The 18,691-nt window shown below is 64.4% G+C and carries 19 protein-coding genes; 5 read left to right on the top strand and 14 right to left on the bottom strand.

Features of this window, described 5'->3' with window-relative positions; all coding sequences use genetic code 11:
* The 11 genes from HND55_01580 to had are packed head-to-tail and all read right to left on the bottom strand — an operon-like array spanning position 1 to position 13,004.
* Positions 1-2,010 (bottom strand): 3-hydroxyacyl-CoA dehydrogenase/enoyl-CoA hydratase family protein, encoded by a 2,010-nt coding sequence (locus tag HND55_01580; GenBank protein ID QKK01452.1) that lies wholly within the window; start codon positions 2,008-2,010, stop codon positions 1-3.
* A complete protein-coding gene (locus HND55_01585) occupies positions 2,010-2,933 on the bottom strand; it encodes a ketopantoate reductase family protein (protein ID QKK01453.1) in 924 nt (307 codons plus the stop codon). The genes HND55_01580 and HND55_01585 overlap by 1 nt, the downstream gene beginning before the upstream one ends.
* Positions 2,930-4,672, bottom strand: coding sequence for an AMP-binding protein (locus tag HND55_01590; protein ID QKK01454.1), 1,743 nt, complete (start codon positions 4,670-4,672; stop codon positions 2,930-2,932). The genes HND55_01585 and HND55_01590 overlap by 4 nt, the downstream gene beginning before the upstream one ends.
* 23 nt (positions 4,673-4,695) lie before the next feature.
* On the bottom strand, positions 4,696-5,541 hold the full coding sequence (gene bcrD / locus HND55_01595) for a benzoyl-CoA reductase subunit D (GenBank protein ID QKK01455.1): 846 nt from the start codon (positions 5,539-5,541) through the stop codon (positions 4,696-4,698).
* A gap of 21 nt (positions 5,542-5,562) precedes the next feature.
* Positions 5,563-6,960, bottom strand: a complete 1,398-nt coding sequence (locus HND55_01600; GenBank protein QKK01456.1) for a benzoyl-CoA reductase subunit A — start codon at positions 6,958-6,960, stop codon at positions 5,563-5,565.
* Between the two features lie 17 nt (positions 6,961-6,977).
* Positions 6,978-8,258 (bottom strand): benzoyl-CoA reductase subunit B, encoded by a 1,281-nt coding sequence (gene bcrB, locus HND55_01605; GenBank protein QKK01457.1) that lies wholly within the window; start codon positions 8,256-8,258, stop codon positions 6,978-6,980.
* Positions 8,258-9,424: a benzoyl-CoA reductase subunit C gene (gene bcrC, locus HND55_01610; protein ID QKK01458.1), complete on the bottom strand. Its 1,167-nt coding sequence runs from the start codon at positions 9,422-9,424 to the stop codon at positions 8,258-8,260. Before bcrC ends, bcrB begins: the two co-directional genes overlap by 1 nt.
* Positions 9,417-10,067 carry a TetR/AcrR family transcriptional regulator gene (locus tag HND55_01615; protein ID QKK01459.1) on the bottom strand — a complete coding sequence of 217 codons (651 nt, stop codon included), beginning with the start codon at positions 10,065-10,067 and terminating at the stop codon, positions 9,417-9,419. Before HND55_01615 ends, bcrC begins: the two co-directional genes overlap by 8 nt.
* Before the next feature lie 5 nt (positions 10,068-10,072).
* Entirely contained in the window at positions 10,073-10,849 is a 777-nt protein-coding gene (locus HND55_01620) for a cyclohexa-1,5-dienecarbonyl-CoA hydratase (GenBank protein ID QKK01460.1), read from the bottom strand.
* Positions 10,849-11,931, bottom strand: coding sequence for a 6-oxocyclohex-1-ene-1-carbonyl-CoA hydratase (oah, locus tag HND55_01625; GenBank protein ID QKK01461.1), 1,083 nt, complete (start codon positions 11,929-11,931; stop codon positions 10,849-10,851). Before oah ends, HND55_01620 begins: the two co-directional genes overlap by 1 nt.
* A gap of 35 nt (positions 11,932-11,966) precedes the next feature.
* Entirely contained in the window at positions 11,967-13,004 is a 1,038-nt protein-coding gene (had, locus tag HND55_01630; GenBank protein QKK03946.1) for a 6-hydroxycyclohex-1-ene-1-carbonyl-CoA dehydrogenase, read from the bottom strand.
* A 230-nt stretch (positions 13,005-13,234) separates the two neighbouring features.
* On the opposite strand from had, the gene HND55_01635 reads away from it, so the two are divergent.
* Complete coding sequence (locus tag HND55_01635; protein ID QKK01462.1) at positions 13,235-13,732, top strand: hypothetical protein; 498 nt, start codon at positions 13,235-13,237, stop codon at positions 13,730-13,732.
* Positions 13,733-13,829: 97 nt separating this feature from the next.
* Here HND55_01635 and HND55_01640 read toward each other — a convergent pair whose 3' ends face one another.
* The gene (locus HND55_01640; GenBank protein QKK01463.1) at positions 13,830-14,978 is read right to left on the bottom strand and encodes an NnrS family protein; all 1,149 of its coding nucleotides are present in this window, start codon (positions 14,976-14,978) and stop codon (positions 13,830-13,832) included.
* Positions 14,979-15,016: 38 nt separating this feature from the next.
* On the opposite strand from HND55_01640, the gene HND55_01645 reads away from it, so the two are divergent.
* The 3 genes from HND55_01645 (at position 15,017) to HND55_01655 (ending at position 17,109) form a co-directional block, all read left to right on the top strand.
* A complete protein-coding gene (locus HND55_01645; protein QKK01464.1) occupies positions 15,017-15,328 on the top strand; it encodes a hypothetical protein in 312 nt (103 codons plus the stop codon).
* Between the two features lie 42 nt (positions 15,329-15,370).
* The gene (locus HND55_01650) at positions 15,371-16,606 is read left to right on the top strand and encodes a threonine ammonia-lyase (protein ID QKK01465.1); all 1,236 of its coding nucleotides are present in this window, start codon (positions 15,371-15,373) and stop codon (positions 16,604-16,606) included.
* A gap of 125 nt (positions 16,607-16,731) precedes the next feature.
* Complete coding sequence (locus HND55_01655; protein ID QKK01466.1) at positions 16,732-17,109, top strand: DUF488 family protein; 378 nt, start codon at positions 16,732-16,734, stop codon at positions 17,107-17,109.
* 34 nt (positions 17,110-17,143) lie between these two features.
* On the opposite strand, the gene HND55_01660 is transcribed toward HND55_01655, so the two are convergent.
* Positions 17,144-17,473 carry a hypothetical protein gene (locus tag HND55_01660; protein ID QKK03947.1) on the bottom strand — a complete coding sequence of 110 codons (330 nt, stop codon included), beginning with the start codon at positions 17,471-17,473 and terminating at the stop codon, positions 17,144-17,146.
* A 143-nt stretch (positions 17,474-17,616) separates the two neighbouring features.
* Positions 17,617-17,922, bottom strand: coding sequence for a zinc-finger domain-containing protein (locus HND55_01665; protein ID QKK01467.1), 306 nt, complete (start codon positions 17,920-17,922; stop codon positions 17,617-17,619).
* Between the two features lie 140 nt (positions 17,923-18,062).
* Here HND55_01665 and HND55_01670 point away from each other — a divergent pair, with 140 nt between their 5' ends.
* Positions 18,063-18,659, top strand: coding sequence for an NAD(P)H-dependent oxidoreductase (locus tag HND55_01670; GenBank protein QKK01468.1), 597 nt, complete (start codon positions 18,063-18,065; stop codon positions 18,657-18,659).
* Positions 18,660-18,691 lie beyond the last annotated feature (32 nt).

Consider the following 18,691-nt stretch of genomic DNA (forward strand, 5'->3'; position numbering starts at 1 on the left):
TCAGGCTCCCTTGAATTCCGGCCGGAGGCCTCTGATGACGGCGCTCAGGCCGGCCTCGGCATCGGCGGTCGCGAAGATCTCTTGCAGGCCCTGGATCTCGAGATGCAGGGCTTCATCCAGCGCGAGTTCATGGCCGCGATCGATCAGCGCCATGGCCCTGGCCAGCGCGATCGGTGCCTTGCGCGAGAGCGCCTTGGCATGAGCGGCCAAAGGCCCGCTTTCCAGCGTGGCGCGATCGAGGCTGCCGTCGTAGTCGGCAAAGGCCGACTCGAGTTCATCCTGAGGCTGGCGACCGGACTGTTTTTCGGGCAGGTCCACGCCAGCGAGTTCGGCGTAATGGCGCACCGGATCGACGATGGCATCGATCAGGCCCAGCTCCAGGGCCTGCTGCGCGCCGAGCTGCGCGCCGCTGGCGACCAGGTACTTGGCCAGCCCGCGGCCGATCAGGCGCGGCGCGCGCTGGGTGCCGCCCAGACCGGGATAGATGCCGATGCCGGTTTCGGGAAAACCAAGCCGGGTGTCGCGCGTGCCCAGGCGATACCGGCAGGCCAGGGCCAGTTCCAGCCCACCACCCAGGGCCAGCCCGTCGACAAAGGCCACCGTGGGCTTGTGCGAGGTTTCGAACGCGCGCAACAAGCGCTGGCCGCGCTCGGTGAAGGACTGGATCCGATCGAGGGTGCCGGCGGCCATGTTGTCGAGAAAGAATTTGATGTCGGCGCCGGCCACGAAGGCCTTGCCGCGGCCGACGATAAAGATACGCTCGACCCGTTCGTCCTGCTCGAGCGCATTCCAGGCGGCCTCGAGCTGCTCGATCACGGTCTCGCCCAGGGCGTTCATGCGATCGGGCAGGTTGAAGATCAGTACGCCGGTGTGGTCGTGGACCTCGCGCTGCACCCATTGAAGCAGCGGCTCGGGGCGGGTCTTGAAGGGGACGCTGGGAACTGGCCGGTTCCAGCGGCCGAACAGCCCGGCCACGCTCGCGTGCGCCTCATCGAGCCCCAGCTCGAGCATCATTTCGAAGGGCCCGCGCGGCCAGCGCAGGCCCGAGCGCGCGCCCAGGTCGGTGGCGGTGGCATCGCATACGCCTTCGCTGACCAGCTCGGCGGCGCAGCCCAGGGCGGCCCCGAGCAGGCGCCGTCGCACCGCCCCGGGCTGCTCGCTGCCGCCGCCCGGAATGCTGCGGTCTTCGCAGTCCCAGTCCCTGCCGGCCTCGACCTGGTCGACCAGAGTGTCGGCCGGGGCATAGAATTCGCCGAGCTTGTCGGCCAGACCCTGCGCCGAATGCCGGGCGATCGGCACGCCGGTGGCGTTCATCAGCGCAAACGGACCCATACCGACGCCGAAGGTCTCGCGGGCGACCGCGTCGATGCCAGCGATCGAACCCAGGCCTTCTGCCCACGCGCGGACGGCCTCGTTGAGCCAGGGCACGAAAAAGCGGTTGACCGCAAAACCTGGCGCATCGGCCGTGCGAATCGGAGTCTTGCCCAGCTCGGCGTAGAAGCCCTCGAGTTCGTCAACCAGGGCCGGGTCGCTGTGCTCGCCGGCGACGATCTCGATGAGCTTGTTCTTGGCGGCGTGGTAGAAGTAGTGGGCGCCAATCACGCGCTCAGGCCGCGACAGGCCGGCGGCAACGTCGCCGATGAGATAGGAGGACGTGTTGGTTGCCAGGATGCAGTCGGGACTCACCACCGTCTCCAGCCCGGCCAGCAGGCGACGTTTGAGGTCGAGATCTTCGAACACCGCCTCGACCACGAGATCGCAGTCGGCGACGTCACGCATCTCCAGGGTCGGCTTGAGCCGTTCGAGTGTGGCGTCTAAGCCGTCCTGATCGAGCAGACGGCGTTGCATCGCCTCGTTGAGCGAGTCGCGGATCAGCGCCCGGCCGCGCTCCAGCCCGGCCTCGGTGTTGTCGACCAGCCGGACTTCCAGCCCCTTCATCAGGAAGTGCTGGGCAATGGCCGAGCCCATGGTGCCGGCACCGATCACAGCAACCGTGCGAAACTCGGTCATCAGAAGTTCTCCGTGCAGCGCAGCACCTTGTCAACGAATTCCAGGGTTGGGGCCGCCACCTGGTGCCTGCGTGCCAGCCGGGCGAGTTCGGCGGCATGAAACTCGTTTTCGGTCACCTTGCCCTTGTCGACATCGACCAGGATGGAGGGACGGTGCTCACCGCCCTGGTCGAGATAGTGCATCGCCTGGTCGAGAAAGCCATCAGGCAGTTCGATGCCTTCGGCTTGGCATATCGCGATGCCCTCGCGAACCATGTCCTCGACCATGCTGCGCGATTCGGGCTGGTCCATCACGCAGCCCATGCAGTGACGCGTGATGGCGCACAGGCTGCCGAGCGAGGCATTGAGCAGCGCCTTCATGAACACATCATTGCGCCAGTGCGGGCTAACCCGCAGTGGAAAGCCCGATTCCTTGAGATCTGAGGCGATCTGCCCGATGCGCGCGGGATCCACGGCAGCCGGGCTGGACAGAACGTGTTCGGTCTGAAAGGTGACGATGACTTCGTTGCCACACGACACATCGCAGCCCATGTTGAGCACGATGCGCAAGGCGCGTTGAGGCCCGGCAATACCCGCGATCACCTCCTCGGTACCGATGCCGTTCTGACAGGATACGAAAACCGTCTTGTCCATGGCGTCATGCTCGAGCAGCGTATTGAGCACGTGCTCGGTATCCACGCTCTTGGTGCAGATCAGGACCACGTCCGGCGCGGCGCGCACGAAGTCCGCTGCTTCCAGCACCACATCATCGAGTTCGGCATAGGCTTCGAGTTTGCCCTTGATGACCACCGGGCGATGGCTGAGTAAATGTCGTGTCTGGGCGCGATGGCACAGCACGGTTACTCGGTGACCCGCCTGGGACAGCAGTCCGGCAAAGATGCGACCGACCGGACCAGTGCCGACGACGCCGTAGTGAAAACTCATTCGGGTTCCTCCAGGTTCAGTACGAACACGTCATCGGGCAATTCGTCGTAGCGCTCGTCTTCCATGGCGCGGATGCAGTCGGCGTAGCGTTGCTCAACCTGGGATGGCACGAGCTTGAACGACGGCGTCAGTTCATTGTCCTCGATCGAAAGTTCGCGCCCGATGACCAGCGCCCTGCGAATGGCGCGGAATCCCGCTGCTTCCTGGTGGTTGATCTCGGCCACGCAGCTCGACAGGCAGCGTGCCAGCTGCTCGGGGTTGTCGGGATTGACGCAATTGGCGATTCGGCCGCAACCTTCGAAGGACTGGCGATTGGGAAAGACCAGCATGTGCGGCTGGTGCTGGCCGGAGCCGAATACGTAGGCGTACTTGATGAACTGGCAGCGGGCATGCACGCGTGATTCCAGCTGTGAGGGAAACACCTTCTCGCCGTTGCTGAGCTTGAACATGCGCTCTTTGCGCGAGACGATGCGCACGCCTTCGGGGCCGAACTCGCCGATGTCGCCGGTGCGAAACCAGCCATCTCGGGTAAAGACTCTGTCGGTTTCTTGGTCATTGCGGAAGTAGCCGCGCATGACGTTGGCTCCGCGCACCAGGATTTCGCCGTCATCGTCCAGCGCGACCTCGACGCCGGGAATCGGGAAGCCGACGATGCCGGGCGTACGGTCAAGGCTGAAAGGGGTGAGCGTGCAACACGGCGAAGTCTCGGTCAGACCCCAACCTTCGATGACCGGGATCCCGTGGGCGCGAAACACCTCGGAGCTGCTCAGCGGCAGCGGAGCGGCCGCCGTGAACACGAACTTCAGCTCCGGATGGAAAAAAGCGCGTTCGACCTGTCCCTCGGCCTGGACGCGGGCGGTGATTTCCTGGTAGATCTTGGGTACGCTGAAAAACAGCTGCGGGCGGATCTCGGCGAAGTTGGCCAGCAGTCGGTCGACGTCCTTTCCGCAGCCGTCGTCGAGGGCCAGGCAGGCGCCGGACGACACGGCAAAGAAGCGCTCGAACAGGCCGCCAAAGCTGTGGTGCCAGGGCAGGTAGCAGAGCATGCGCATGCCCGGCTCGGGCTGCCAGCAAATCTCGAGCGCCTTCTGCTGGCTCATCAGGTTGCCGTGGGTCAGCTGCACGCCCTTGGGAAAGCCGCTGGTGCCGGAGGTGTACATGATCAGGCAGATCGTATCGGCACCCACGGCGCGCATCCGCTGCTCGGCGGCAGCGATTGATGAGCGGGCCGCTGTATCCAGAATGTCGGACACCGGCCGGGCGAGACCGCCGCCATGACGATAGCCGGTCAGCGCCGCGTCATCAGCTGTGGTCAGCAACAGCAGATGATCGGGCAGGTGCCGAGGATCCAGCGCCAGCACCTTGGCGGGCTGGTCGGTAATAAGCACATCAACATCGGAGAAGTCGAGCAGCTGAACCATGCGCTCGGGCGGATAGCCGGCAAAGATCGGCACGCTGATCCGGCCGGATGCCATCACGGCCAGCTCGCAGACGTGACGCAGATAGCTGTTGCCGGCGATGAAGGCAATGCGCGGGTTGTCCGTTTCCAGTGCCTCCAGGGCCGCGGCGAAGGCCAGCACATCCTGCCCCAGTCGCGCCCAGGCGTAGTGGCGGTACGGTCCGTCGATGCGCTCGGCAAAGGCCGGCATATCGGCAAAGCGTGCGGCATTGTCGAGCACCAGCGTGCCGATGTTGGCCACCGGCGTTCCGAGTTCTGTGTCGCTTTTGAGTGTCTTCATGGTCTGGCTGGCTCCCGCCGGCTTCAGGCGGCGGCCGTGTGTTCCTCATTTTCCAGCTGCACATGGCGGAACCCGGCCCAAAGCGCCGCGCCGATGGCGCCGGCCAGCACCGAGTCGGGGTGGGTGCGGATGGTGGCGTTGAGGCGCCGGTCCTTGTCGGCCATCTCCTGCATGGCCGCGATAAAACCCGGGTTGCGGGCCAGTCCGCCGGTGATCAGCACCTCGCCGCCGGCCTTGGCCATGCGCATCAGGCTGACCAGGCGTTTGGCCATCGACAGGTGCACACCGCGCAGGATGTTGGCGGTGGTGATGCCGCGGCTGACCATGTTGATCACGTCGGTTTCGGCCAGCACCGCGCAGATGCCCGAGACCTGCTCGGGCGTGTCGCCGGTCAGCGAGATCTTGCCGATATCATCGAGCGCCACGCCGAGGTAGCGGGCGATGTTCTCCAGGAACTGGCCGGAGCCCGAGGCGCATTGTGAGGTCATGCGGTAGGAGATGACCTTGGAGTTTGCGTCGACCAGCATGGCCTTGCCGTGCAGGGCCCCGCAGTCGACCACGGCGCGCACCTCGGGGTCGAGAAAGATCGCGCCGCGCGCGTGCGCGGTCATGGAAAAGAAGTGACCGCGACGGAAATCGACCATTTCGCCCTCGCCGGTGGTGGCGATATAGGCGATATCATCCTCGCCCAGGTCGTTGCGCGCCAGTACCCGCTCGAAAGCGGTCCGGACCACGTCCTTGACGTTGCGCTTGCGGATCTTGTCGAGATCCTTGAACACCAGCTTTTCGTTGCTGCCGTCATCGTCGAAGGAAAACAGCGCGGTCTTGATCGAATCACAGCCGACGTCGATGCCTACGGTATAAAACATGTCGTTCTCCTCAATGAATCTTCAGGCCGGCACGCCGCCGATAGCAGCCTTGTCGCCGGCCTTGACCTTGACCTTGAGCTTGCTGACTTCCAGGTCGGCCATCACGCCCTTGGGGTCGCGCTTGGCGAACAGTGCCGCACCGACTGCACCGGTATAGATCGAATCGCTGCTGATGTTGATGGTCATCTCGCCGTAGTTCTCGAACACGAGCTTCTTGAGCGACTCGGTCACCGCTTCGTTGCGCGCGACACCGCCGGTAAACGTGAATTGTTCAGTGACGCCGCCGGAACGGGCCAGCAGCGACATGGCGCGCAGCACGATGGCGCGGTGCAGGCCGGCGAGGATGTCTTCCTTTTTCTCGCCCAGGGCCAGCAGCTCGCGCAGCTCGGCGCCGGCGAACACCGTGCAGGTAGAGTTGATCTTGAGCTCCTTGGTCGACTGCATGGCCAGCGGCCCCAGTTCGTGCACGCCGATGCTCATCTCGTCGGCGATGTAGCCGAGGTAGCGGCCACAGCCGGCCGCGCATCGGTCGTTCATCTGGAATGCCGTGACGATACCCTCCTTATCGATCTGGATGGCCTTGGTGTCCTGGCCGCCGATATCGAGCACGGTTCGTGTTTTCGGGAACATGTAGTGTGCACCCAGGCCATGACACAGGATCTCGGAGCGGATCTGCTCGCGCGCAAACGGCAGTGTCAGGCGCCCGTAGCCGGTGCCCACGGTATTGAGCACGTTGAACTCGCGTTCAGCTGTTTCGGTCACCGCCGCCTCGATCTCATCGGCGAATTCGGCAAAGCGCTCGTCGGCGCTGACCCTTTCGGTCGCGAACGCCAGATAGTCGCGGTAGTAGCCGGAGAAGCTCTGGTTCTCGACCCGGATGATGGCGGCGTCGAACAGGCCGACCAATCGGTCGAAGGAGATGCTCTGCTCCATCGTCACGCGCTCTGCTTCCTTGAGGTACTGACTGGTGGCCAGGTCGCGGAAAAAGTCGCTGGCCGCGGCGCTGCCGGGGTAGAAATCCTTGCCGGCGCGTGTCTCCAGGGCCCGGAAGATCTCAGGCAGTGCGCTCCGGCAGGCTTTGGCTTCGGCCGGTTCGAGCGCCTGCTCATCGACCAGGCCCAGACATTGTTGCTCGAGTTCGTCGAGCTGCTTGAGGTGTTCGGCCAGCGCGTAGTTGCACGACAGTAGTGCCATCAGGTCGGCGGCCCGGTCACCGATGCTGGTACTGCCTTCGAGTCGCTGGCGAAGCAGGCCGAAGCGCGTGCTGACCTCGGCCTGTTCGCGCGCCACCTGGCAGGCCAGCTCGTAGTTGCTGCGCGAGTTGGTGATGCCGCGGCCCATGATGCGCTCGTTCTCGTCGAGAAACACCGCCTTGGTGGTGGTCGAGCCCAGATCGATTCCAATGTAGCAACAGTCCATGGTGTGCTCCCGATGGTTCAGGCGGCCGGCCGCCTGGCTTCCAGCATCTGGAAGTAGGATTCGAGCCGGTTCTTGATGTTGGCCGCGGAGAAATAGCGCGGGTCGACCAGGTCGCTTTCGATAAAGGCGCCGGCCCTGCCGGTGCGCCGCTCCAGTTCGCGCAGCATCATCAGCTGTCCGGCCGAGAACGAGTTGCAGCTCTTGATCGAGTTGAACAGCACGCCGTCGGCCTCGTATTCATTGACGTAGTCGGCCAGCAGGTCGATGCGCGAGGGCAGGTTGCGGTTGGTGTAGCAGCCCAGGCAGTACTCGGCCAGCGTCTCGAACGGCTTGCCGGGGTCGTGGCGGAAGCCTTGTTCGTAGAGTCCACCAACCTTGGTGTAGGTGGAGGCGACCATGACCACGCCCTCGTCGTAGAAGATCTTCCAGAAGTCCCGGAAGCTGGTCCAGTTGGGCGGACCTTCGACCACCACGCGATATTTCTGGTCGGTCAGCACGCCCTCGGGCGTGACCGGGCCGAGGCCCTCGGCGATTCGCCGGCCGACTTCTGCTTTCAGCGAGCTGTAGTAATCCTCGCACTCGGGCACACCGCGGAAGGCGGTGAAGATCGGCCCGATGTAGTAGACCCCTCCGAAATAGGCGTCGATGGGCGAGGGTTTGTGTTTCGCTGACTCCCACACCCACACCAGATCATCTTCGGCCCGCGCGGAGCTGGCCAGCAGCTCACTGAGCCGGTCTTCGTCGAGCTTCTTGCCGGAGATCTCTTCGAGCTTGGGCACCAGCACATCCTTGAGCTGGTGGGCGACGAAGTCGCGCATGTTCGGCGTGATCTCGCCGTTGGCCTGATAGGGCACCTGCAGCATCACGATCGGGCAGTCGTACTCCTCGCGCAGCAGCTCGAACCATTTCATGAAGGTAAAGCAGCCGGTATAGCTCAGCAGCAACAGGTCGGGCTCGGGCATCTTGTGGCCGGTGGGCCCGATATTGCCCTTCTTGAGCATCCCGATGTCGCACTTGACGTAGGTGCAGACATCCTCGGAATGGCCCTGTTTCTCGGCCTCCTGGATATAGTCGCCGGATTGCTTGCGCATGCCCGACTGCAGGGCGTTGACTTCCGGATGCACCGGCAGCATGTCGAAGGCCAGGATCAACTCGTTCAAGTTGCCCGGCACGAAGGTATAGACCACCTTCTGGCCGTTTTCCTCCGCGTGGGCCAGTTTTTCGAAGTGTTCGCCGATCATCTTCTTCTGGATGACCATGCTCTGTTCTTTCTGAATCTGTGCGACCTGTTCGTTCATCAGGCACCTCCCCAGAGTTTGATCGAGTCGGCAAACGTTCCGGCCTGTTCCTTGATGACCTGGACCTGGCCGGTGTTTTCCGAGTAAGTGAATGCGGTGTAGGGAATATCGGCTTGGTTCAGCGCCGACTGGCCCATCGGGCGATCGAGCAGGGCCGGATCGCAGAAACTGGCGGCGGCGAAAATGACGCCCTCGGCGTCCCGCTCCCTGACCCGTTCGACCAGAAAGCGGCCGTTGCCGCCGTCGGCGTCGTAGCGGGTAGCGGTGCAGACCGTGTCGTTGAAATAGGCGTCGACGATTGAGCCCATGGGGTCATCGCTGATCGGGGTCTGACCCATCTGATAGCGCGCGCCCAGCATCCAGTCGTCGTCGACGATGTAGCAGCCGGAGTTCTCCATCGCCTTGACCATCGTCAGCGGCGGCTGCTCGCAAAACATGCCGGTGATGACCACCCGGATGTTGTCGAGCATCGGGGATTCGCTGTCGCGAACCGCCTCCATGTACTCGCGCAGCATGGTGGTGTGCTCTTCGACCTCGATGATATTGCCGGCGCGCATCAGCAGGTAGACATCGGCGGTGGGAACCTTGTGCGGTTCGGCGGCTCTGAGGTCGTAGAGTTCGGCCAGCGCCCGGCGGTTGTCGTTGTAGAGCTCGATGGCGTGGTTGAGACGCTCTGGCGTGGCTTCGATCCCCGACAGCTTCTGCAGGTCGCCGAGCAGATCCTCGAGCTCGAAGCGGTAGAAGCGATGACCGGCGTCGCCGAAGGTCTGCGGAAAGTCCATGTAGCGGACGTAGGTATCGGGAAACAGGATCTGCCACATGCCGCTCAGGTTCCGGATCACGTCGCAGATGGCCGGGAATAACATGCCGTCGAGACAGTCGATCTTGCCGGCCAGTCCCATTTCCACGGTCGAGCGTGGCAGATGACAGATATAGGACTGGAAATAGGCGTCGCCGCGGATGATCTCGATGTTGTCGCCACCACCCATGATGCCGACCGGCAGCACGCCGGCGGCATGCAGGATCTCGCGCGGTACGTAGACCGGCATATGGCCGACGGCCTTGCCGCCGGTGCGCTGTTTCCAGTCGCGCACGTAGCCCAGCGCCAGGTCGCGATAGAGCGTGTCGCATTGCTCGATGATGGCTTGTCGCCGGCTTTCACTCATGCTGCTTTTCCTCTTCGACGCGCGCCAGGCAGCCGCGGGTAAAGGTGGCGAATACCTCCTCGGCCAGCGCGCTCACCGAGCCGTGCTCGTCGTAGGAATACCAGCCGAAAATCCAGTTCATCATCCCGAACAGCAGGTAGGTCTTGCGTTCCAGCTCCACCTGCCGGATTTCCCGTCCGCGCGATTTCACGTACTGAGAGACGGCGAACTCCATGATTTCGCCGTAGCGCTGCTTGAGCTGCCGGATCACCTGGCCGTGCGATGAGCTCATGGGCGCGGTGCCGAACATCAGCACCCGCATTTCGTTCAGGTGCGAGCCGAAGTAGTCCAGGTGGGCGTCGATCAGGTCGCGCAGCAGGGCAGCGCTGGAGTCCGGATCCGCGGCGTCCAGAGTGCGGGAGCGATGATCGGCCCGCAGACGCTCGGCGTTGTTGAGCAGTGAGGAAAAGCCGCGCTGATTGATCAGAAACAGCAGCTCTTCTTTGTTGCTGAAGTAGTGGTACAGACCCGACAGGCTGCGCCCCGTGGTGCGCGCAAGGTCGCGCATGCTGGTGCCGTTATAGCCCTGTCGGGCCATCAGCGCGGCGCATTGCGAAAGAATATCGTCGGGGCAGCTGTCGATTTGTCTGGCTTGTTGGTTCATGCGGGCTACCTGTCTTTCCAGTCCGGCGCTCGGCGCTCGATAAAGGCGGTGATGCCCTCGCCGGCGTCGTGGGATTGCATCAGTTCACCAAGATACAGTCGTTCGGCTGCATCGATGTGGCCGCGGTAGTGCGCCACCGTGGCCGCACGCGATGCGCGATGCGCGATGCGCAGGCTGGCGGCCGACAGCGGCAGCAGGTTTTCCTCGATCCAGCGGGCTACAAGGTTGTCCAGCTCGCCCGGCACGCAGCGACCAGCCAGAAGACCGAAACGCTCGAGCTCGACCGCGCCCAGCGCCTCGGCGCCGATCACCATGCGCGATGTGAGCGCAGCCGGCGCCATGTGCGGCAGGAGCACGGCTGCGACCGGCGGGAACACGCCCAGCTGGATTTCCGGGACCGCGCAACGTGCACTGTCGTCGGCAAAGATCAGGCTTGCAGCCAGGGCCAGCTCGAAGCCGCCGCCCAGGCATTGCCCGGAGATCTTTGCGATGACCGGCACGGGGTGGTCGAGGATTTCGCCGACCATGGCGTGAAAGACCGGCAGCATGTCGCCGACCTGATCGGCCTGGTGTTCGGGCACGCTGGCGCCAAAGCTGAAATGCTTGCCTTCGCCGCCAATGACGACGGCCTTGCGGGCGGACGGCTTGCGCTCGGCGGCAAACAGCTCGCGCAGCTCGACCATCATGGCCCGGGAGAGCACGTTGGCCGGTGGATCGGCCAGTGTGAGCTCCAGCACCTGGCCGTCGAAGCGCTCTCGGATCCTGAGCAGTGAATCAGCCATCAGTCATGACCCGGCATGATGCGCTTGAACAGTTCCTCGTCCCAGGGATGGGCCTCGGCCAGGGCCCGGCGCAGCTCGTGGAAGTTGACCTCGCGGTTGTGCTTCGGCCCCTCGTTGAAGGCACGAAAGCCCGCCCGTGCCTCGGTCATCATGTTCAACGCCAGCCAGGAACGGTTGGTCTCGCAGTTCTGCTGCCAGTGCTCGAGCTTCTTCTTGCGCACCGACTCCATGGTCTTGGCCAGGCAATCGGGCATGGTCATCGACAGCTTGCAGGCCATCTTCTCGACCTCGGCGTCGAGCAGAGTGAAGTCGACCTCGCAGTCGGCCATCACGGCCTTGGCCTGCTCGCGGGCCTCGCCGGTCTTGAACGCGCCGTAGGCCGGGTTGCCCCATGCGTCGAAGGGTTCGGTGGAGACCATCGGGTTGGAAATGAACTGGCCGTCGCGACCTTTAAGCACCGGCACGATGCGGTTGATCAGGCCGATATTGACCGCCGCATGCGCCGACCAGTGTTCGCACAGGGTGCAGGACTCCATTGCCCGGGTCATGCCGACATACAGGTGAAGAAAATCGGTCGAGCCGCCGTCGGGCGCCGAGCCGTGCTTGGGGCCGGCCTGGCCGAAGCGGGCGGTGTCGGCGGCGATGGTGAAATCGCAGGCCATGCCGATTTCCTGGCCGCCGGCGATGCGCATGCCGTTGACGCGGTTGATGACCGGCTTGTCGCACAGCATGATGGCCGTGACCATATCGATGAACAGCCGCATGTACTGCTTGTATTCCTGCGGGTTGCCGGCGTAGTACTCGGCATACTCCTTGGTGTTGCCCCCGGTGCAGAAGGCACGGTCGCCGACGGCCGAAAAGACCACCGCCACCACTGAGCGGTCACAGGAAGCCTGGCGAAAAGCCAGGATCAGTTCCTTGACGGCCTGGGTGGTGTAGGAGTTGAGCTGGGACGGGTTGTCGAGCAGGATCCAGGCGTTGTAGAGGCCGGGCACTTCGTTGCCGTCGGCGTCTTTGAGCGGGCGCTTTTCGAACTGGATGTCGCGGTATTCCTGGCTGTCGATCAGATGATGGTTTCGCATAAGGGCGTGACTGTCGGGTTGATGTGAATTCCGTTTCAGGGCACCAGCACCGCGCGGGCGTCAAGCTGGTGGGTATTGGCCTTGTCGATGACCTCGTTGATATCGGCCAGCGGGAACTGCGAGACATTGGCGCGCACCTCGATGCGGCCGTCGAGCACCTGCTCGACCACCGCCGGGTAGTGGCGCGGCGAACAGCCCCAGTTGCCGAACACGGTGGCGTCGAAGGCCATGATGTTCGACAGTCTGAGCTCGATCTTGTCCATGGTGAAGCCGACCACCCCGAGGCTGCCGGCAAAGCTCAGCAGACCATAGGCGGTTTTTTGCCCGGCGGCCGTACCGCTGGTTTCGAACACGCGCCAGCGGTTGTCCGGATAGTCGTGTTCGCTGGCGAACTGGCGCAGGTGCTTGCGCAGCTCGCGTGGATCGTAGTTGGCGGCATTGACGGTCAGCTCGGCGCCGGCCTGCTCGGCTGCGGCCAGACGGTCGGAATCGATGTCGATGGCGACCACATGGGCGCCGCGGTTGCGGGCGTGCTGGACCAGGTAGAGCCCGACCCCGCCGACGCCGATGACCACCGCCAGCTCGCCTTCGGCCAGGCCGCTTCGCAGCACGGACTCGTAGGGCGTGGTAATGGCGTCGGCGACCACAGACAGCTCGGCCAGCGGAAAACCGCCCAGATCATCGGGCAGCGGGCAGACGAAGCGCGCCGGCACCTTGACGTGGCTGGCGAAACCGCCGTTGAAGTCGTTGCCGGGCATTCTCTGGCGCTGGCAGATGTTGTCTCGCCCCGCCCGGCACAGTTCGCAGTCGCCGCAGGGCAGCACGGCGGGGATCACGACCGCGCGGTCGATCAGATCGTGATGCATCTCGCCAGCGGCGATGACCCGGCCGCTGATCTCGTGACCAAGAACGAGGGGCAGCTGATGACGAGTCTGAACTGCTCCGGAAAGAAAGCCCAGGTCGGTATGGCAAAGCCCGCAGCCGGCCACCTCCACCACAATCTCGTCACGGGCCGGGGGCGCGATCTCGAACGCCCGCCGCTGCAGTGGCTGCTGGGCCGCGGTAACGAACATGCCCCAGGCTTGAATCGCTTGCATCGTTTGCCGGTTTCCTGTGGTCAGTTGAGCCGCTCGACCAATACTGGATCGAACGTTCGTTCGGTTGATTCTAATGATCCTTCGGGCCGCACGTCAACCGTGTTGTTCGATGCAGCGCAGCCGGCCGGCGGGGGCGGTCAGAGTGGCGCTGAGCGCGCGCGGTTTTCGCTACAATGCAATCCCCCTCACGCCAAGGAAGAGTCTTGATGACAAGGAAGATCCATTGCGCGCTGGCCGTTGTTGCCCTGCTGCTGGTGTCGCCGCTTTGGGCCCTGGATGACCACCAGGAGCACGGTCACGATCGACATGCGCAGCATCATGCCGGCAAGCATGGTGATGCGGGTATGCCCGAACTGACACTCGACGAGGGCCAGCGATGGGCCACCGACGCCTCCCTGCGCCAGGGGATGAGCGACTTGCGGACCGCTTTCGAGACGGCCCATTCAGCGTTCGAGCGTGATGCGCTGGATCGGGAGCAGGCCGAACAGCTGGCCGACACCATCGATGATCGAGTCCAGTTCATGTTCGCCAACTGCAAGCTGCCGCCCGACGCCGACGCCGAGCTGCACAAGCTGCTGGCCGCCATCATGGGCGCCGCCGTTGCTTTGCGTGAAAGCGACGATGTGCATGACGGCCTGCACCGCCTGCACCAGGCCATCGATATCTATCCGGAGTATTTCGACCACCCCGGCTGGGGCGCGTAAGCTGGCACCGGGATACCCATTGGTCTGTGGCAGACGGCCTGTGCGGCCTTGGTGCATGCAGGTCGCCGCGTCTCGGGTGCGACTCTGGCGCCGGAGGTCAGCGATGGCGCGATAGCAGCGCCAGGCACAGGGTCAGCGCCGTACACCAAAGTCCGGCGGCCATTGCCAGCACGATTGCTTCGCCGCCAGCCAGTATGCGGGCGATCGTGGCCAGGGCCAGAAGTGTCGTGATGGCGATCAGCCACCCTGCGATCGCGACCGGTGGTTTGCGCAGCCTCAGCAGACGGGTTCGCAGCATGACGTTGGTGGTCAGCGTCCCCAGGGCGCCGACCGTGATGGCATGCGTCGTCCCGGCCCCGACGGTGCCGATCCCGACGGTGCGATCCAGGCCCAGCAGAATGAGGCCCAGGCTGAGCCAGGCATAGCCGACGCCGAGACACAGCAGGTCCGGCCTCGCGCGGCATGCCCAAAGCCGCCAGCGCAGCAGTCGGACCAACGCCAGCGCGCCGGCCGCAATCAGGATGGCGCCGGTTGGGACGCGGAGCCCTGGAAACGGATTGCACAGCAGTGCAGCGCCCATCAGGATTAGCAATGCACCTTCGACACGCGGCTGAACGCGTGCCGTCAGACGACCACCGACGGCCTCGATGGCACCGGCAGCGGCCGGCGCGATCAGCCGGCCGCCGAAAAACAGCATCAGCAGCGCGAACAGCAGCACTGCCTCGGACAGCGCCAGCCAGGTCAGGATGGCAGCGCCGCCGAAGATGGCGGTCTGCGAAACGGCTGCGGTTGCGCAGATGGCGAGAATCAGGGGCGCGATAACTCGATTGCGCCATTTCTTGGCGGCCTTCATGAAGCGCGGCGCTGCGGTGCCCGCGACCGCCAGCGCAAAGCCGAGATTGGCCGCTAGCGCCAGGCTGTTGCCCGGCAGCGCCAGGAAGGTCACACGGCCAGCGACCCACAGCAAGGCGAGCAGCAGCATGCGTCGCATCGACAGACGATTGACCAGAAAGCCGGTCACCACCGCCAGCGCATAGCCAAACAACAGCTCGTGGGCGTGAGCCGACGGATTGCTCAGTCCCGGCGGAGCCCAGGACCCGCCCAGCATGCCGTGCACGGACAGCGGCACGGCCACGGCTCCGTAGGCGGCGGCCGCCGGGAAAAAAACGGTTTCAGTGACGTACCGAGTCGGTCGCCTCCGCCCCGCGGGGGCTTGCGAATCGCTTGTAGACGGGGAATCTGCCATAATATGGATATTAGATACTTTTTTAACGGGCTGCCACTATGAAGCCTCTGCCGCTCAAGAAAATCCAGGCCTGGGAATGCATCGGCTGTGGCAAGATTGAAGCGCCACAACCATGCATCGGCGTGTGCGAGGATCAGCCGGTGGAGCTGGTGCGAGTCGATCAGATCGAGGCACTGGCTGCAGAGCGTGACCGCGTCGTCGAGGACAACAGCGCCATGCGCGATGTACTCTTGCGCCTGGCGGGAACGACGCCACGCAACGGGCAGTGGGAAGCCGGTTACCGCGCCCTGCAGGAGCGCGCGGCCGAACTGCTGGAACGGCTTGAACGACGCCAGCGACTGGCGATCTGAGCACGGCACCGGTCTGGCGGATGCCAGTCGGGGAGATGGCCCATGAACGATCGTGAAATACCCCTGGATCTCGGTGTACTGCAAGCCGCGCGCGAGCGTATTCGCGACCGCATCATCGACACGCCGTTGTCAGAGAGCCAGCGCCTGGCCGAGCGCATCGGCGCATCGCTTGCCCTCAAACACGAGAATCTGCAGCTGACCGGCTCGTTCAAGATTCGCGGCGCCAGTCACAAGCTGGCGCTGCTGGATGCGCAGGACCAAAGACCGGCGGGCGTGGTGGCCGCGTCGGCCGGCAACCACGCCCAGGCACTGGCTTTTGCGGCCCGGCGTTTCGGCCTGCCTGCCGTGGTGGTCATGCCCGAGACTGCGCCGATGACCAAGGTTGATGCCTGTCAGGCGCTGGGTGCGCGCATCGAGCAGGTTGGCACCAGCCTGGAAGAAGCCACCGTGCGCGCTCGCCAACTGGCCGACCGCGAGCGGCTGGTCTTCGTTTCGCCCTATGACGACTGGAACATCATCGCCGGCCAGGCCAGCTGCGGCCTGGAAATGCTCGAGGCCATGCCCGACATGACCGTCGCGGTCGTGCCACTGGGCGGCGGCGGGTTGTTGTCGGGCATTGCCCTGGCGCTTAAGCTGCAGCGCCCGGATGTGCGCGTGATCGGCGTGCAGGCCGAGGCCGTCGCACCCTGGCGGCATTTCCTGGACGATGGCGGCTTCGAGCCGATCGACCCGCAGGCCCGCACGATCGCCGACGGCATCAGCGTCAAGGCGCCTGGCCAGCTGACCCGGCAGGTCATTGCCGAATATGTCGACGAGATCGTGACCGTCGACGACAACGCCATCGCGCGCGCCATCGTCACGCTGCTCGAGACCACCCGCACCATCGCCGAGGGCGGCGGCGCCGTTGCCCTGGCGGCGTTGCTCGAAGGCCGGATCGCGATTGGGCGCGACGAACGGGTTGCCTGCGTAATCTCGGGCGGGAACATCGACATGTCCCTGGTCGGTCGATCAATCGATTTCGGCCTGAGCGCCAGCGGGCGGCTGCTGAGTATCGCCGTGACCCTGCCGGACCGCCCGGGCAGCCTGGCCGGACTGATCAACCGGGTGGCTGAGCTGGGCATGAACGTGCGCGAAGTTCGTCACCGTCGCGGTGAGGTTCACGTCCAGGTCGGGCTGACCGAGATCACCCTGGAGCTCGAGACCCGCGATCGCGCTCACCAGCGTCGTCTGCTCGACGCGCTCGAGCGCGATGGACTGGCGGTTCGCGAAGCCATGTGACTGGCGGGTTTTGCGGCCGTCGGCCCGCACCGACGCCAGGGGCCCTGGAACCCGGCGCGGCGATCGCCGGATACAAGCTGGCGCTGTTCCGGCAAGCATTCTGACAAAATCACGAGAGGTCAGGCATGAGCAAACCAGAGATTGGAATCCAGCGCATCTATGACGACAAGGGTCAAGTCTCCGCCACCCGCGTACTGGTCGACCGCGTCTGGCCGCGTGGCATTTCGAAGGACGAGGCCGATCTCGACCACTGGTACAAGGAGATCGCGCCGTCGACCGAGCTGCGCAAATGGTTCGGCCACGACCCGAAGCTGTGGGCCGCGTTCAAGCAGAAGTACCGCAAGGAACTGAAAGACGACGACAAGCGCGAAAAGCTCGGGGAGCTGGCCGAGATGGCCCGCTCGGACGGGCTGGTGCTGCTTTACGGGGCCAGGGACGACGAGCACAACCAGGCGGTCGTGCTGCGCGAGGTCATCGAGGAACTGTGCGAGCGATCATCGTGACGGGCCGCGCCGCGCGTGGCCCGTCGCGGGCCGGTCACTCGGTCACGTAATCGCGCCAGTAATCGTTCGCCGCCGCGATGGTCTGGAAATGCACCGCCACGACGTGGGACGCCGCGATCAGGTCGCCGGCATCCTCGGAGTACTCGGGCCGCTGTTCGAACAGCACGTCCTTGTCCGGCTGAGTGGCGACGACCGCGCGGCGCGCCAGCTCTACAGCCAGGTCGAAACCCTCGGCGGGCGTGCCGGTGAGCAGGCTGAGCTGATTCTCACGTTCGTCGGCGGGTGGATCTGCCGGCTCTTCGGCCGCCAGTGTCCCGACGGCCAGCAGGCCGGCCAGCAGAACGACAATGCTCCAGTTCCTCATCATGGCTCTCCTCATGTTGAAACGACGACCGTCCTTGATGACGGTCAATTCCAGCATAACATTCGGGCATGATGAATCAATTGCAAGCCCGCTTCGGCAGGCAGCCCGGCGCCGAAACGCGATCGATCAGCGCTGCTGTGGACTCAAACGTCGCGGCTGCGTTCGTCGCGCACGCGCTGCTGGGCGCGACGAAAGCGATCCTCGATCTCGGCGTTGTCGAACATCGGCATCGGCTGATCCGGCTCGGGATCGGCGAGCACGTAGACGGCGCCGCAGTACTCGCACATTTCGCGGCCCGAACGATGCACCGGCACGTAGACGCGCGGGTGGGCGTTCCAGACCTTCATGGCCGGGGTCGGGCACGACAGCGGCAGATCCTCCCAGCGGACCTCGTACTCTTCCTGTTGACAGGCGGGCTTGAGCTCTCCCTGCAGGCGTTTGGCAACCATGGCAATCCTTTCGCGCGGGTCTTCAATCGAGAGTCCCGTATGGTACACCGACGTATCACCGGGCTGGCGGCCCGGTGTCGTTGTGGTGCGGACTGATACCCGTCAATCGCCGCCTTCATGAGGTCAGCTATCCTTGACCAATGGCGCTTCGTCAGCGACGAATTTTGATCATTCAGGGTCATCCCGATCCGGCCGGCGGGCATTTCGGTCATGCCCTGGCCGAGGCCTACCGCCGGGGCGCATCGGCGGGCGGGCATCAAATCGACGATGTGCGTCTGGCCGGCCTGGACTTCCCGCTCCTGGCCAGTGAAAAGGACTGGACCGGGGGAGCGCTGCCGTCAGTGCTGCGGCCGGTTCAGGAGAAGATCACACGGGCCGATCATCTGGTGATCATCTTTCCATTGTGGCTGGGCACGGCGCCAGCCCGGGTCAAGGGCTTCCTGGAACAGATCCTTCGGCCTGGATTTGCGTTTGCCGCCGATGCCCGCAGCGGCATAGGGCAGCGTCTTCTCAAGGGGAAGTCGGCGCGAGTCATCATTACCATGGGCATGCCGGGCATGGTCTACCGCTGCTATTTCGGGGCGCATGGTTACCGCAATCTCAAGCGCAATATCCTGCATTTCTGCGGAATACGACCGGTTCGCGCCTGTTTCGTGGGTCGCGTAGCCAGTGCAGCAGCGGGCCATCACCGGAAATGGCTCAGGCGGGCCGAAGCGCTGGGCCGCCGGGGCCACTGAACCGGGCTCCAGGGCGAGACTCGGCCTGCAAA

This window comes from Pseudomonadota bacterium (genome assembly GCA_013285445.1).
Lineage (GTDB): Bacteria > Pseudomonadota > Gammaproteobacteria > Xanthomonadales > Wenzhouxiangellaceae > Wenzhouxiangella.

Coding starts and splice junctions, on each gene's coding strand:
- HND55_01580 (QKK01452.1), bottom strand. CDS start 2,010: ATGACCGAGTTTCGCACGGTTGCTGTGATCGGTGCCGGCACCATGGGC.
- HND55_01585 (QKK01453.1), bottom strand. CDS start 2,933: ATGAGTTTTCACTACGGCGTCGTCGGCACTGGTCCGGTCGGTCGCATC.
- HND55_01590 (QKK01454.1), bottom strand. CDS start 4,672: ATGAAGACACTCAAAAGCGACACAGAACTCGGAACGCCGGTGGCCAAC.
- bcrD (QKK01455.1), bottom strand. CDS start 5,541: ATGTTTTATACCGTAGGCATCGACGTCGGCTGTGATTCGATCAAGACC.
- HND55_01600 (QKK01456.1), bottom strand. CDS start 6,960: ATGGACTGTTGCTACATTGGAATCGATCTGGGCTCGACCACCACCAAG.
- bcrB (QKK01457.1), bottom strand. CDS start 8,258: ATGAACGAACAGGTCGCACAGATTCAGAAAGAACAGAGCATGGTCATC.
- bcrC (QKK01458.1), bottom strand. CDS start 9,424: ATGAGTGAAAGCCGGCGACAAGCCATCATCGAGCAATGCGACACGCTC.
- HND55_01615 (QKK01459.1), bottom strand. CDS start 10,067: ATGAACCAACAAGCCAGACAAATCGACAGCTGCCCCGACGATATTCTT.
- HND55_01620 (QKK01460.1), bottom strand. CDS start 10,849: ATGGCTGATTCACTGCTCAGGATCCGAGAGCGCTTCGACGGCCAGGTG.
- oah (QKK01461.1), bottom strand. CDS start 11,931: ATGCGAAACCATCATCTGATCGACAGCCAGGAATACCGCGACATCCAG.
- had (QKK03946.1), bottom strand. CDS start 13,004: ATGTTCGTTACCGCGGCCCAGCAGCCACTGCAGCGGCGGGCGTTCGAG.
- HND55_01635 (QKK01462.1), top strand. CDS start 13,235: ATGACAAGGAAGATCCATTGCGCGCTGGCCGTTGTTGCCCTGCTGCTG.
- HND55_01640 (QKK01463.1), bottom strand. CDS start 14,978: ATGGCAGATTCCCCGTCTACAAGCGATTCGCAAGCCCCCGCGGGGCGG.
- HND55_01645 (QKK01464.1), top strand. CDS start 15,017: ATGAAGCCTCTGCCGCTCAAGAAAATCCAGGCCTGGGAATGCATCGGC.
- HND55_01650 (QKK01465.1), top strand. CDS start 15,371: ATGAACGATCGTGAAATACCCCTGGATCTCGGTGTACTGCAAGCCGCG.
- HND55_01655 (QKK01466.1), top strand. CDS start 16,732: ATGAGCAAACCAGAGATTGGAATCCAGCGCATCTATGACGACAAGGGT.
- HND55_01660 (QKK03947.1), bottom strand. CDS start 17,473: ATGAGGAACTGGAGCATTGTCGTTCTGCTGGCCGGCCTGCTGGCCGTC.
- HND55_01665 (QKK01467.1), bottom strand. CDS start 17,922: ATGGTTGCCAAACGCCTGCAGGGAGAGCTCAAGCCCGCCTGTCAACAG.
- HND55_01670 (QKK01468.1), top strand. CDS start 18,063: ATGGCGCTTCGTCAGCGACGAATTTTGATCATTCAGGGTCATCCCGAT.